Origin of the sequence: Cronbergia sp. UHCC 0137 (assembly GCF_034932285.1) — a bacterium.
Classification (GTDB): Bacteria; Cyanobacteriota; Cyanobacteriia; order Cyanobacteriales; family Nostocaceae; genus Cronbergia.
This window is the reverse complement of the sequence record NZ_JAYGHC010000086.1, coordinates 1-14,710: the sequence shown is the minus strand read 5'-3', so window position 1 is coordinate 14,710 and position 14,710 is coordinate 1. Positions and strand designations below refer to the sequence as shown.

10 protein-coding genes are annotated in these 14,710 nt (G+C 38.9%); 4 read left to right on the top strand and 6 right to left on the bottom strand.

Going from position 1 to position 14,710, the window contains the following annotated elements; genetic code table 11:
* Positions 1 to 95 precede the first annotated feature (95 nt).
* The 3 genes from VB711_RS25425 to VB711_RS25415 form a co-directional block, all read right to left on the bottom strand.
* Positions 96 to 1,079, bottom strand: coding sequence for an alpha-ketoacid dehydrogenase subunit beta (locus VB711_RS25425; RefSeq protein ID WP_323289220.1), 984 nt, complete (start codon positions 1,077 to 1,079; stop codon positions 96 to 98).
* A 178-nt stretch (positions 1,080 to 1,257) separates the two neighbouring features.
* Positions 1,258 to 3,945, bottom strand: coding sequence for a COR domain-containing protein (locus tag VB711_RS25420; protein ID WP_323289219.1), 2,688 nt, complete (start codon positions 3,943 to 3,945; stop codon positions 1,258 to 1,260).
* Positions 3,946 to 4,004: 59 nt separating this feature from the next.
* Positions 4,005 to 4,538 (bottom strand): hypothetical protein, encoded by a 534-nt coding sequence (locus tag VB711_RS25415; RefSeq protein ID WP_323289218.1) that lies wholly within the window; start codon positions 4,536 to 4,538, stop codon positions 4,005 to 4,007.
* Positions 4,539 to 4,864: 326 nt separating this feature from the next.
* On the opposite strand from VB711_RS25415, the gene VB711_RS25410 reads away from it, so the two are divergent.
* The 4 genes from VB711_RS25410 to VB711_RS25395 all read left to right on the top strand — a co-directional run bounded on the left by VB711_RS25410 (position 4,865) and on the right by VB711_RS25395 (position 9,866).
* A complete protein-coding gene (locus VB711_RS25410; protein WP_323289217.1) occupies positions 4,865 to 5,788 on the top strand; it encodes an Rpn family recombination-promoting nuclease/putative transposase in 924 nt (307 codons plus the stop codon).
* Between the two features lie 424 nt (positions 5,789 to 6,212).
* Positions 6,213 to 7,688, top strand: coding sequence for a site-2 protease family protein (locus VB711_RS25405; RefSeq protein WP_323289216.1), 1,476 nt, complete (start codon positions 6,213 to 6,215; stop codon positions 7,686 to 7,688).
* 360 nt (positions 7,689 to 8,048) lie between these two features.
* Positions 8,049 to 8,843, top strand: a complete 795-nt coding sequence (locus VB711_RS25400) for an HAD family hydrolase (RefSeq protein WP_323289215.1) — start codon at positions 8,049 to 8,051, stop codon at positions 8,841 to 8,843.
* Between the two features lie 318 nt (positions 8,844 to 9,161).
* On the top strand, positions 9,162 to 9,866 hold the full coding sequence (locus tag VB711_RS25395; protein ID WP_323289214.1) for a hypothetical protein: 705 nt from the start codon (positions 9,162 to 9,164) through the stop codon (positions 9,864 to 9,866).
* Positions 9,867 to 10,290: 424 nt separating this feature from the next.
* Here VB711_RS25395 and VB711_RS25390 read toward each other — a convergent pair whose 3' ends face one another.
* The 3 genes from VB711_RS25390 to VB711_RS25380 all read right to left on the bottom strand — a co-directional run.
* On the bottom strand, positions 10,291 to 12,060 hold the full coding sequence (locus VB711_RS25390) for a protein kinase domain-containing protein (protein ID WP_323289213.1): 1,770 nt from the start codon (positions 12,058 to 12,060) through the stop codon (positions 10,291 to 10,293).
* Between the two features lie 183 nt (positions 12,061 to 12,243).
* On the bottom strand, positions 12,244 to 13,818 hold the full coding sequence (locus tag VB711_RS25385) for a protein kinase domain-containing protein (RefSeq protein ID WP_323289212.1): 1,575 nt from the start codon (positions 13,816 to 13,818) through the stop codon (positions 12,244 to 12,246).
* A gap of 116 nt (positions 13,819 to 13,934) precedes the next feature.
* Positions 13,935 to 14,710, bottom strand: a 776-nt coding sequence (locus tag VB711_RS25380) for a hypothetical protein (RefSeq protein ID WP_323289211.1), incomplete at its 5' end; no start/stop codon positions are given.

The window sequence follows — 14,710 nt, the reverse complement described above, 5'->3', positions numbered from 1 at the left end:
GGGTAATCAGATCACTTGTGTGTACACCGTAGGCAAGCGAGGAGGGGGATAAGAAGGGAATAGGGGGATTGGATTTTTGGCTAATATTCCTAAGTTTAGACTCGTAAAGCTACCATTTTTTGGACTGCTTCGACGATTTGCTCTGGTTGGACGATTGTTAATCTTTCTAGATTACCGTTGTAAGGTGTGGGTATATCTTGAGAAGACAACCGTAACACGGGTGCATCTAATTCGTCAAATAGGCGATCGCTAATTGAGGCTACAACCTCTGCACCTATACCACCAGTCCGCATTGCTTCTTCAACAATAATCACTCGATGGGTTTTTTTGATCGATGCTCCAATGGTATCAAAATCCAGGGGTTTGAGGGAAATTAAGTCAATAACTTCTGGATCGTAACCTTGTTTTTCTAAAGGTTTGACGGCTTGCATGACGTGATGACGCATCCGAGAATAGGTGATGATGGTCACGTCTTTACCTTTGCGTACCACTTCCGCTTTGTTCAAAGGTAATATATATTCTTCTTCTGGCAGGTTTTCTTTTAAGTTATAAAGTAAAACGTGTTCAAAGAATAAAACTGGATTATCGTCCCGGATAGCTGCTTTTAAAAGTCCTTTAGCGTTGTAAGGTGTAGAACAAGCTACAATCTTTAACCCAGGAACGGCTTGGAAGTAGGTTTCTAATCTTTGGGAATGTTCCGCACCCAATTGTTTACCCACACCACCGGGTCCACGAATTACCATCGGAATTTTGAAATTACCGCCGGAAGTGTAGCGCAACATTCCGGCGTTGTTGGATATTTGGTTAAAGGCTAGTAATAAAAAGCCCATGTTCATCCCTTCAATGATGGGACGTAACCCTGTCATTGCTGCGCCTACAGCCAAGCCGGTGAAGCTATTTTCGGCAATGGGGGTGTCTAAAACTCGCAGATCACCATATTTTTGATGTAGGTCTTTGGTGACTTTATAAGAACCGCCGTAGTGTCCTACGTCTTCACCAAGAATAAATACGCTGGAATCCCGCGCCATTTCCTCGTCAATGGCTTCCCGCAAGGCGTTGAAAAATAGTGTTTCTGCCATTTAAACCTTTAGTTAAGATGATCTTTTTAGAATTTTATCCTTTCATTATCGCCAATACCGTGAGCGATCGCACCAGTTCCAGATTGACTTTTTCTATTTTAGGTGTTAAAAGCTGTCTGAATCAGGATTTCCAGGATGAATTAATAATAGAATTTTATCTCCCGCAAATCGTTATGTTTCATTGCACTGGTGTTGATGTGGGTGTCGGTTGTGGTGCGGTTTCTGAAGGGGGAACACCCACATAGAAAATGAAGAAGACTAACACAAATGCTGCAAATGCTCCTGTGGCTTTGATTTGAGTTTTATTCAAAGGTATTTTAGCCTCTAAACCAAGACCACCAGAAAATGAATAACCGGAAATACCCGCAAATGTAGCTGCTAAAAATCTGACTATTGCTAAAGTTCCACCGTTCATGCTTCTGGGATTGAGAACTAAGACAATGAAAGTAGTTAATACTCCTAAAGCCATAGCAAGGCTAATACCGCGTTCAGCAGCAGAAATGGGTGGTTCTGGTGGTGGTTTCATGGGAGGTTGTCGTGGTGGTGTGTCTATTTTCTCATATTCTCTGCGTCTGCGGCGTTCTTCTTCTGATTCAATGCCATTTAGTAGTTTTCGCGCATCAAAGAGTTGTTTTAGTCCTTTGGGAATGATGGATTGGTTTTGATCTGCATAATCTAGCAAGTTCTCATAATCTACAAATATGTTGGGATGTCCAGGAATTGGTACTTTTCCTTCGGCTTCCAATCCTTTAATAGTTCTATGAATAGCAGCAAATTGATCACGAATCATTGCTAGTAATTCTTTGCGGGTGGAGATATCACCAGTGATGGAAATAAAGATTTTCCGGTCTTCTTGGTCACTTTTGATTAAAGCTCGACTATTGCGACGACTATTGCGATGTTTTAACACTATACCAGTGCGCCACCAAGTTTGTTTATCGGCTGTGTGGTGCATTCGGACAATGAAACGGGAAATAATACTGCTTGGTAAAACGTTGTAATGATATTCAAAAGCTAGAATATTCTCCCATTCTCCGGTTGAAGGTTCTTGTTTGGGTAATAAATCGGGGATGAGATAGCTATTTCTATCATCTAAACGAAAGCAGAGTTCAAATTTACCCATCATTTCAATAATGAACTGTTGTTTATTGCGGGGATATTCAGGACTATCTAAAATTCGTTGTAGTTGTTGATTTTGCAAAATCCCCTGAAATTCAGTCATTAGCAGATTATCATTAAGAATTTTGTAAACGCCGGTTGTTACCCATTCTGGATTAAGAACATGAGTATCTTGTAACCCGGGGTCATCCCGAAAGTTAAGAATAATCCCCAATTGATGCAGCAATTCAATTAATGTAGATTGTTTAATTGCTTCGGTAATTTGTTCTCTTCGGCAAATATCCTCATATTCACTGTAGTTAATATAGTTGTTTTTCATGTCTGCTAAACAGGTTTTTACCTTAAACCAACTCAGAGGTAAGGGATCGTGAATACCATCTAAATTCGCCAGTTCCCGTTTAATAACTGATAATAGTTTCTCTATACCATCACCGGTTTTACAAGAAATAGGCAATATTTCTTTAATATGTTTATATTTTTCCCGTTTTCCTTTTTGGTCAATATCGAGGGGGTGTTCGTCGGTTTTATTGCTAACTAAAATAATAGGTGAATCGCTGCCAAAACTTTCTATTATTTTCAGCCAATATTCTAGTCTGTTTTGTTGTTCGTCTTTACGGGAATTAATGACTAGCAGGTAAAGGCTGCGTTTTGTTAGAAAAAATTGGTGGGTGGCGTGCATGATTTCTTGTCCACCAAAATCCCATATATTTAGTTGGATATTTTGCTGATTAACTTCTATGTGCCAGTTTTGAATATTGATGCCTTCTGTCTTGACTTCGTTTGGATCAAATTTATTTTCAATCAATCTTTTAACTAAAGAAGTTTTACCCACACTCCCCTGACCTACCAGCAATACTTTAGCTTCGTTGAGTGGTTTTTTGGGTTCGGTTTGGAGAGAGAAGTAATAGCTGAGAATTTGGGAAGGTTCACCTAAATTACTCCAATCTATACCTAAAATCTCATCAGAAATATTTAGTTGATTCCCACGCAAGTCAAGTTTTTTAAGTTTAGATAGTTGTTTGATCGCCTCTGGCAAGGTCTTCAGTTGATTGTTACTGAGGTCAAGCACGGTCAAATTGGTGAGTTGGCCGATCGCCTCTGGCAAGGTCTTCAGTTGATTTCCACGGAGGTAAAGCCTGGTCAAATTGGTGAGTTGGGTGATCGCCTCTGGCAAAGTCGTCAGTTGATTACCATCGAGGTAAAGCACGGTCAAATTGGTGAGTTGAACGATCGCCTCTGGCAAGGTCTTCAGTTTATTTTTACTGAGGTCAAGGTCGGTCAAATTGGTGAGTTGAACGATCGCCTCTGGCAAGGTCTTCAGTTTATTTTCACTGAGGTCAAGGTCGGTCAAATTGGTGAGTTGAACGATCGCCTCTGGCAAGGTCGTCAGTTGATTGTAATTGAGTTTAAGCACCGTCAAATTGGTGAGTTGAACGATCGCCTCTGGCAAGGTCGTCAGTTGATTGTAATTGAGTTTAAGCACCGTCAAATTGGTGAGTTGGGCGATCGCCTCTGGCAAGGTCGTCAGTTGATTGTAATTGAGGTAAAGCTCAGTCAAATTGGTGAGTTGGGCGATTGCCTCTGGCAATATCTTCAGTTGATTTCCACTGAGGTCAAGCACGGTCAAATGGCAGAGTTGGGCGATATATGCTGGTACGGCTGTTAAACGTTTATGAGAAAGGTCTAATGTAGTTGTATTATCTCTAGCAGCTTGTTTAATAATTTCCAGGAGTTCTTGATCATTCATGGTAGTAGAATCAGGGTAAACAAGGAGAAAGCAAAAGGTTGATATTGTATTATTTTGCCTTAAAAACACGGATTATCAACCTCAGAACTCGGAACTTCGACCTCAGCACTTGGAACTTCGACCTCAGAACTCGGAACTTTGACCTCAGAACTCGGAACTTCAACCTTAGAACTCGGAACTTCAACCTCAGAACTCGGAACTTCAACCTCAGCACTCGGAACTTTGACCTTAGCGATCGGAACTTTGACTTTAGCGATCGGAACTTCTACCTCAGAACTTGGAACTTCTACCTGAGCGATCGCAACTTCAACTTCAGAACTCGGAACTTTGACCTTAGCGATCGGAACTTCAACCTCAAAACTTGGAACTTTGACCTTAGCGATCGGAACTTTGACCTTAGCGATCGCAACTTCAACTTCAGAACTTGAAACTTTTACCTCAGCGATCGGGACTTCAACTTCAGAACTGGGAATTTTAACCTGAGCGATCGGAACTTCGACCTCAGAACTCGGAACTTTGACCTTAGCGATCGGAACTTCAACCTCAGAGGATGTTTGAAAAGTTTTGGGCGAATATAATTCACTACTACACAAGCCAAGTCCACGCAGGTGGACTAAGGAAAGATTAAGGATTTGAACTTCAACCTCAGAACTCGGAACTTCAACCTCAGAACTCGGAACTTTTACCTCAGAACTTGGGCGTTGCTGATTTTAAAGATGAAAATAATTTTGCATACATCCAATAACCTTGTAGGGACGTGACCTGGAACGTCTCTACATTCTTTTCTGGAGATGTCTAATAGACCCTATCTATATGGAGCTACACTGTGATATATTCAGAGGTAAACTAATAGGCTTATTGCAATTATTAGGTTTTTAACCTTATTTATTACCTGTGTAAATGAAACAACTTAACTCTTGTGAAAACTGACACGATATTTTATCAACTTTTTCAGACATTACCTAGCATTCTTTTTGAACTGATTGGTAAACCAGCCACGGAAGCAGAAATATATCAATTCACCTCTGTAGAAATTAAAGAACTAGCCTTTCGCTTTGATGGTTTGTTTATGCCAGTTTCAGATATTCCTGAACAGCCAATATACTTTGTGGAGGTTCAATTTCAATCAAAGGCAGATTTTTACTGGCGTTTATTTACAGAGATTTTTGTTTACCTGAATCAATATCAACCAAAGAATGATTTTCATGCCGTAGCTATTTTTGCTAAACGTGGTTTAGACCCCGGTGTGCCAATGCAGTATAGGGGCTTGCTAATGAGTCAGCAAATCACCTTTATTTATTTGGATGAGTTAGATGTAACAACTGATAATTCAGTAGGGTTGGGAATGGTACAATTAGTGGTGGAAAAGGAAGAATCTGCTATTGAGCATACTCGGCAGTTAATTCAAAAATCCCAACAACATTTTACAGATGCCAGTAAAAGGCAGAAAGTTCTAGAATTATTAGAGACAATTTTGGTTTATAAGTTAACTAATTTAAGTCGTCAGGAGATAGAAGCAATGTTTACCCTAGATGAGTTGAAGCAAACACGGTATTTTAGAGAAGTTGCTGAGGAAGCAAAATTAGCAGGTAAGTTGGAAGGTAAGTTAGAAGGTAAGTTAGAAGGTAAGTTAGAAGGTAAGTTGGAAGGTAAGTTAGAAGGTAAGTTAGAAGGTAAGTTAGAAGGTAAGTTAGAAGGTAAGTTAGAAGGTAAGTTAGAAGGTAAGTTGGAAACAGTACCTCTATTATTAGAATTGGGTTTAACTGTGGAACAAATATCTACAAGGTTGGCTCTGGATATTCAAGTTGTGAGACAGTTTGTTGAAAAATCTCCTATGGAATAATTTTTAGGTCAGTAGATGAACAGAAAAAATTAAAGCTATGTGAAGAAAAGTAAAATGAACTTGAAACTTCGACCTCAGCACTCTAAGCAAAGATGTCTGAATCAGGATTTAAGAGGTTGTTTTAAAACTTTTTCCTGTGGGATATGACACCCCCAGATCCCCCTAAATCCCCCTTAAAAAGTGGGACTTTGAGGAATTTATCAATAATACAACGACGGGCAGAATGCCTATCCCACAAGATTGGATCATCTTTTTTGTGGGCTTCTCTAGCAGAAAAATATCAAATATCCCCTTGATTTTGCTAGATGGTTGCTTCCCGAAGAATCAAAAACCATCATTGGGCTATCAGCAACGTTATGATTAAGTAATGTATCTATAAAACCGGACTTTGACTAGTCTCGGTATCAGTAAAAAAGGTTTGAAGATGTTTGACTCATCAGAAACTCCTATCATTGCAGCAATTTTGCTGGTAGCCTTCAGTATTTTGGGGTGGGGCTTCTATCGCGCTAGACCTTTTGGTAAGCTGGGAATATTAGCCTGGTTACAATCGGTTATCTTAATGGCTCCCTGGCTATTATTTTTCGGGTTATTCGCTGCCGGTATTTATATCAATATAGCAGGTATATTGTTCTTGCTAGTGATATCAACTGGTGTTTATATCTTCTTAGGTAGACAGTTACGCCAAGCTGGGCAAGATGTTATTCTCAAGCAAAAGGCAACGGAAAGATTGGCCTCTGAGGCATCAGCAGCAGAAGCAAATCCCACAGCACCAGTAATAATTGTGGAAGTGTTGCCGATACCGGAAGAAGATATGAGTGCTATTAAAGGTATTTTCGGTATTGACACATTTTTTGCCACAGAAACAATTCCCTATCAAGAGGGAGCAATTTTTAAAGGTAATTTGCGGGGAGAACCAGAGGAAACTCACAATCGTCTGACTAAAAGTTTGCGAGAACGTTTAGGTGATAAATATCGTCTGTTTTTAGTAGAAAATACAGATGGTAAACCTGTGGTAATCGTCCTACCTAGCCGCACAGACCCCCAGTCCTTGAAGTTAGGACAAAAGGTGTTTGCAGTGATTTTGTTAGCAGCAACTATTGGTACTAATTTAGAAGCTGCTGGTTTATTACTGAATTTTGATTTATTGACCAACCCATCTCGGTTGCTTGAAGCGTTACCCATTGGTTTGGGGATATTTACGGTTTTAGTAGCTCATGAAATCGGTCATTGGTTACTAGCACAACGTCACCAAGTCCGTCTTAGCTGGCCTTTCTTTTTACCAGCAGTGCAAATTGGCTCTTTTGGGGCAATTACTCGCTTTGAGTCGCTATTACCCAACCGCAAGGTGTTATTTGATATTGCTTTAGCAGGGCCAGCTTTTGGGGGTATCGTTTCTTTGATTATGCTGGTGACAGGTTTGCTACTTTCTCACCCAGGAAGTTTATTTCAATTACCCAATCAGTTTTTCCAAGGTTCTATTTTAGTAGGTAGTTTGGCACGAGTTGTCTTGGGTTCAGCCCTGCAATCACCTTTGGTAAATATTCATCCTTTGGTAGTGATTGGTTGGCTAGGATTGATAATTACTGCTTTAAATTTAATGCCGGCAGGACAATTAGATGGAGGACGGATTGTTCAGGCGATTTATGGACGTAAAACCGCAGGGAGGGCAACATTTGCTACTTTAATTCTCTTGGCTTTAGTGTCTCTGGGTAATCCTCTGGCTATGTACTGGGCAATTGTGATTGTGTTTTTACAACGGGATCTAGAACGCCCCAGTTTGAATGAAGTTACTGAACCGGACGACGCAAGAGCGGCTTTAGGTCTTTTGGCTTTATTCTTGATGATTGCTACTCTGTTACCCTTAACTCCGGCTTTGGCTGGACGTTTGGGTATAGGGTAATTTTGATTAGGGGAATGTATTCACATTTTGCATCTTGTCCATAATCAGGACTTACTCAGGGGATACGAAACATAAGGGTTTGAGATTGCTGAAGCCTACGATTTGATTTTTGAACGATATTAAGTATTGTAGTATTGTAGGGTGCGTTAGGATAAAATCCGTAACGCACCGTTATCAATGATTTTGTGCGTTACGCTGACGCTAACACACCCTACTCACATTTCGCATCTTGTCAATAATGGTAGGTGGGCATTGCCCACCCTACGAGATCATGTTTCCCTACTAGATTATTGATAATTGATACATATCTATATATAAAGGTGCGGTAAGCTGACAACAGCAGTTTTCATCCTCAAAACAATGATAGCAAGTAGTCCCACAATTTTGGCGTTAGACTTTGATGGAGTGATTTGCGACGGACTAATTGAATATTTTGAGGTAGCATGGCGTACCTACTGTACAATTTGGTCACGTGCTAATGACACACTACCAGATGATTTAGCTTTACGATTCTATCGGTTACGGCCTGTAATTGAAACTGGTTGGGAAATGCCGATTTTGATTAAAGCTTTAATTGATGGATTTTCTGATGATACAATCCTCCGAGAATGGGCAACAATTACTCCACAAATTTTGTTGGCAGATCAGTTAGATTCTAAGAATATTGCCAAGAAACTAGATCAGTTACGGGATGAATGGATAGCCAAAGATTTAAATGGTTGGCTAAGTCTACATAGATTTTATCCTGGTGTGGTAGAAAGAATCAAGATGACTCTTGCTAGTGGAGTTAAATTATATATTGTTACAACGAAAGAAGGGCGATTTGTTCAACAATTATTACAACAAGAAGGAGTCGATTTACCCCCAGAAGCAATTTTTGGGAAGGAGGTTAAACGCCCTAAGTATGAAACTCTCCAACAGTTAATTCAAGCATCTGATAGTCAACCTGTGAGTCTGTGGTTTGTGGAAGATAGATTGAAGACTTTGCAGTTAGTTCAAGGGCAATCTAATATGGATCATGTACAACTTTTTCTGGCAGATTGGGGTTATAATACTCAATTGGAAAGGGAAGCAGGAGTTAATGATCCAGGTATTCATGTAATATCTCTTGGGCAGTTTACTCAAGATTTTTCCAAGTGGGTTGAGAATTTTTAGTTTGATGAGCTATTCTAACGTAAGTTGCTAGTTAGATAAACTAAGGTGCGTCAGAAACTTAAAATTAGTGATTTTCGCCTAAATTATTCTGTCTGACGCACCCTACAGACGACTGAAGCAAATTTAAAAAAATTTGAAGAAGAGAGAACAAGACAATTAATAGTAGCGAGTGGATGTAAATATAATCTTCAATGGGCTTTCTCCAATGAGGAGGTAGCTAATTTTGCTAGAGGTAGATGGGCAAATGTTGCCCCTGTTCTACATATACCGTTTGTATAGATTAGAAAATTATTCTTCAAATCATAAGCCATTAAAATCATGAGTGCAGATCCCGTTTGGTGCTTATTCAGGGTTAAGTCATCGGATATGCTTAATGTCAAAATATTATTTGATAAAGCTGTAGATGAATCACAAACAGTTCACAAGCTAGATGAATTTATGCAAAATAAAACGAGAGAAAGTAATGATTTTCAGTACATAAAGGATACATTCAATCGTTTTATTCCTGGAGCTTTTGTTAATAAACAGCAAAATCCCCAAGCCTTTGATTGGGATATTTTAGATGAAGCCTATCATCTTTTTTTTTCAAAAGCTTTTGTAGAAATGTTTGAAAATTTATTTATAACTAATCCTAGAGTTATTTCTGAGTCGATGTCAGAAGCCCAATTAGATTTCATAATTACTAATCGTGTGGGTGCAACTGAAATATTATGGGGTGGTCTAGGTTGGGAGAGAGCAAATAGATTACCAGGGTACTTTGGAAATATGTTTCTTTCACCAGAAGATATTGCTACTGTTTTGGCAAACATAGAGAAAATATTTGAGGAAGTAGACGATACAAAATTCTTTGAAAGAGCGCAAGCAATCGGAGCAAGAGGAAATGCGAATGAAGATGTAGCAAAAAATATTAAATCATTGTTTTTGTCAGCTTTAAATAGAGCTTTCAAAAAAGGGGATGGATTTTTAGCTTTAAGCTATCCGCATATAGGTTCTATGCCATTTCCTGAACATGGAAGTGCCTAAACTAGATGAAATAATCTTGGAGTTCTACTTCACTAATACCTCATCCGCAGCCACCAATTTCTTGACCACAATTTTAGTCTTACACAAAAGTGCTGTATTCTCTCTTTTCCAGGAGCCACAAACACGGCTTCCGGTGATTTAATCCCCTTCCAAGTCCGCAATTTCTCCTCCAAGTGCGATCGCAATTCTTCGTAGGTGGAGTGGAAAAAGCAAAACTCAAGATTAATATTATTTACCCCACTTAATTCTCTGACTTTAAATATACCCTGGATGCAGTTGGCGATCGCGCAAGCGCTGTTTCTTGGATACCCGGAGGGCTTTTGTCAGTTCGCTGCGATCGCCGAAGGCATCGCATTCCCTATAATCCTTACCCAAATTATAGTTTCCGGTATTTTTGACAGGTTATTTTTTGAGTTTCATCTTTTTAACATTGTTTAGCTGCTTTAGGATTAACAAAATCATGTAAATTGGCATCCCAAATACTAATGTAAATAAAGTCGCATTCTTGTCGGATAATCTGACCTTTCACTCCACGATGAGTAAATTTAAAATTATCTTTTTGACGCTGTTGTACCTTTTGTAATCCTTGGATAATTTCAGAGGTAGCTTGTCCATTTAGCATTCCATTTAATGTTGTTTGCATTACTTGGGGGTCTACTGTTTCGGCAAAAGCGGCTTCTGTTTGCTGCAATACTCCTGAGTTACGATCAAATAAGTAACCTAAATCAATTTGGTTGGGTACTACTTTATAAGTTACAGCACGGGTATTTCCCCACAACCCTCTTAAATCTCTTTTAGGTTTACCAAGCACTGCTTCTACACTACTTCTAGGTGTACCTGTAGGAAATGCTGGAACTTTTTGTTTATTTTGGGGAACTTCTTGTTCACTCTCTTCTGGGGTTGGTTCGATTGTGGGAACTATGGGGGTAGGGTCTGCTGTTGATTCTGGGATAGGTTCTGGTGTGATTGCAACTGGAGGAATGGGAGTCTCTTCTATCACCGCTTCTGGTGTTGGTTCTGTTGCTGGGACAGGGTTAGGAATGATTTGCTGTTGGGTGGGAGGTGTAACTGGTGGTTCTAAAACAGGTGAACTGGGTGTTAAGGTGGTGGATATCTGCGGTTGTGGTGTAATATTGGTGTTGTTAGCGATCGCTTCTGTTGGTTGTGGCTGTGGTTTAATACTAGAAGCTAATATTACAGTACCTACTACACCTATCAACAAACTTGCAAAAATCACCACAGGGTTTTGCCAAATTGGAGAATTATTCGGTTGGGGAATGACAGGATTTTTGTCGGGTGAAAATACGGCTTGAGTGCGTTGAGAGGTGACAAGGGGGGGCTTTGTGGCAGATGAAACCGGAGACACACTACTACCCGATTCTAACGCATATAGCATTTTACTAGCAGTTGTATAGCGATCGCTCGTTCTTGGTTCTATTGCCTGTGTCAGGATCATCACCAATTGGGGAGACACACCAGACGCATATTCTTCCCAAAGTATCTGTCCTGTTTGCGGGTTGCTTTCTAATTCATGGGGATGTTTCCCGGTTAACAAATAAATCGCCGTTAAACCTAAACTATAAATATCAGTAGCGTACACCGGACGGCCAATGCCTTGTTCAATTGGCATATATCCAGGTGTCCCTATCACTATGGATTTAGTGGCATTTCCTGAAGTATTTACTACGGTTCTGATTGTTTCTTTAACCGCACCAAAATCAATTAATACAGGCTTTTGATCTTGGGAACGTATAATAATATTATCAGGCTTGATATCTCGGTGAATAATGCCTTTACTATGGATATAATCTAATACAGATAACAAACTTACAAGTATTTGCCGGACTGTATTTTCACTTATTTTTTGTTGAGATTCGAGAATTTCAGTTAAAGTTTTTCCTTCTATCCATTCTTGAACTAGATAAAACTGTCCATTTTCTGGAAAGTAAGCATGGAGTTTAGGAATTTGATCACTACTTTCTCCTAATTTTTCTAACGTAGCCGCTTCTCTTTCAAATCTTTGTTGAATAAGTTGATAAGTTTTTGGGTCATTGATAATCGGTTTCAGTTGCTTGATTACACAACGACGACGTGACGGCAAATGGGTATCTTCTGCTAGAAATGTTTCGCCAAATCCACCAGCACCCAGTACCTTAATAACTTGATAGCGATTGTTTAGCAGCTTTGTTGTCATGCTTATCATCGTGGGAAACTATTGGCTTGTCGTCAGACATTAGCCTTTCCAAATTTACATCATATACTATGACGGCTTCAGCGATAATATTTCTCCCGATTTTTAGAAAAATTAACTCCACTTACAACGATTAAAAATAATTTTGGACAAATAGGGATTTTGCCTTGTTATATTCATATTAACTTATTTAGGAAAATATCTGCGATTGGTACGGTCTTGATAATTGGCGATATATGCGGCATTTCTGATTTCCATTTTTGATAATAACCTCATGGGAAAATCTTTTGGTGAATATTGAGGACGATACCAAGGTTGTTGATTAAAAAATTCTTGTAATTCAGAATAATTAAACTGGCGACCATGAACAGCAAAAATCATATTTCGCATAATATCTAGTTCAAACCCGTCTTTATTATTCAAATCTGCATCTGTAATTGGTCGTTGAAAAAGAAAAACATAATTTGATGGAATTGGAGGAAGTTTTAGTTCTTTTAGTGGACGAATAAAACGATTTCCTCGTCCTGGTAGAGGGGCAAAACTATTTTCTGGTGGTGGGGAATTTGTGGTGGTTTTGGAAATTGAAGAAATAGGAGTTTCCGATTGAGTTGGTAATTGGGAATTTGTGATGGTTTTGGAAATTGAAGAAATAGGAGTTTCTGATTGAGTTGGTAATTGGGGATTTGTGATGGTTTCTGAAGAAGATGATATTTCTCTATTGGTTACAGATTGGGGAAATTTGAAAACCATCTGACCTACAATCACAACCATAGAAATTAACCCAGTGGCAACTGAAGCAATAAGAATGAGGATACCCTTCTGATTATTATCTTTTACAATAGTTGGACGTTGACGAGTGATTGTAATGGTGGGTTGTGCGGGTGTAGGGTTTATTTCTGTTGTCGTTAAGGATGGTTGTTTGACTGTAACAGGAATGGCTACATTTTGCAAAGCCTCCAACATAGCTTTAGCAGTCGGATAGCGATCGCGTGGATGATAAGCGATCGCTTTATCGATCACATCTGCTATAATTGGATTAACATCACTGCCATATTCTCGCCATATTACCTCACCAGTTTGATGATCTGTCTCTAGTTCTTGTGGCTGTTTACCAGTTAATAAATAAATTGCTGTTAAGCCTAAACTATATAAATCACTGGAATAAACTGGTCTCCCTGCTGCTTGTTCGCTGGGCATAAATCCAGGTGTACCAATGACAATTGAACTGGTAGCATTACCCTGGGAATTAACCACCGTTGCCATAGATTCTCGCACGGCACCAAAATCAATCAGCACTGGTTTATTATCGTGATATCTTACAATTATGTTATCGGGCTTGATGTCGCGGTGAATTATTTTCTGCGAATGAACATAGTCCAAAACAGGTAATAAATTGATCAATATTTCCTTAACTACACCGTCAGTTAAAAAACCCTGCTTTTGGGTCTTTGCTCTTAAAGTATCACCTTCCACCCACTCTTGAACTAAGTAAAAATGCTCACTAGAGCAAAAATAAGCATACAAAGCCGGAATTTGGTCAGAGGCACCACCGAGTGCTTCTAAAATTGCCGCTTCCCGTTGAAACCTCTCTTGTACTAATTGGTAAATTTGCGGATTATTGTCAATTAGTTTTAACTGTTTAACTACACAGCGACGACGTGAAGGCATATAAGTATCTTCGGCAAGAAAGGTATCACCAAACCCACCAGAACCTAGTACCTGGATAACCTGATAGCGATCGTTTAGCAGCTTTATTGTCATGCTTATCATCGTGGGAAACTATTGGCTTGTCCTCAGACATTAGCCTTTCCAAATTTACATCATATACTATGACGGCTTCAGTGATAATATTTCTCCTAATTTTTGGGAAAAATTAATTATAAATTCAGAAATCTACTAATATTATCAATAGTTTCTTGCTTACCATGCAATCCTGAAGTGTAATAACGAGTAAATGGAATATGTTCACCTGATTGCATTACCATAGCTACTCTATAAGTATAACCATTTTTGCTCGTTGTTTTCTCCACAGTCATATAGTGAATATCACGAATTTTATATTTTGTTTGCAAATTACCCAATAATCCACAATATTCCAGCGTTAATGTTCCTAATCTTTTATCTATATGGCAAATCAGAACTTTACCCAGTAAAATAGCTATTGATAAACCAGCAATTACAAATAAACTAGCATACAAGCAAGCAAGTAACCGATAGTCATATTCAATTAACAATTCTTGTTTTTGAGCATCTTGTAAGAAATCTTCAATTTGTTTAGCCCAGGTTTTGACAGTGATAGGATTAGGAGATGTGTTGGCTATGGGTATAACTATCCCATTTTTAGTAAATAAAATTATCTGAGAGCGCCAATTATTTTTCCTATCTCTGAAAGTTTTAATTTTACTTCCTTGGATATCACTTAAAGCTAATTTTTTCTCGGTTTTTGATAATAGTCCAATGATAGAAATTTGACAAATTCCCGATGTAGATGTTTGACGAAGACAACTAAAAATATGTGCATGAGCAATGTAAATAGGCATTACTAACCCAACTGAAGCCAATACAGCGCCAAATATCCACAGAAACCAAGGACGTAAACGCAAGGTCATTTGATTATGGCTTTCTTGAATAATTTTCATATTACCTATATGTT

Coding starts and splice junctions, on each gene's coding strand:
- VB711_RS25425 (WP_323289220.1), bottom strand. CDS start 1,079: ATGGCAGAAACACTATTTTTCAACGCCTTGCGGGAAGCCATTGACGAG.
- VB711_RS25420 (WP_323289219.1), bottom strand. CDS start 3,945: ATGAATGATCAAGAACTCCTGGAAATTATTAAACAAGCTGCTAGAGAT.
- VB711_RS25405 (WP_323289216.1), top strand. CDS start 6,213: ATGTTTGACTCATCAGAAACTCCTATCATTGCAGCAATTTTGCTGGTA.
- VB711_RS25400 (WP_323289215.1), top strand. CDS start 8,049: ATGATAGCAAGTAGTCCCACAATTTTGGCGTTAGACTTTGATGGAGTG.
- VB711_RS25395 (WP_323289214.1), top strand. CDS start 9,162: ATGAGTGCAGATCCCGTTTGGTGCTTATTCAGGGTTAAGTCATCGGAT.
- VB711_RS25390 (WP_323289213.1), bottom strand. CDS start 12,060: ATGACAACAAAGCTGCTAAACAATCGCTATCAAGTTATTAAGGTACTG.
- VB711_RS25385 (WP_323289212.1), bottom strand. CDS start 13,818: ATGACAATAAAGCTGCTAAACGATCGCTATCAGGTTATCCAGGTACTA.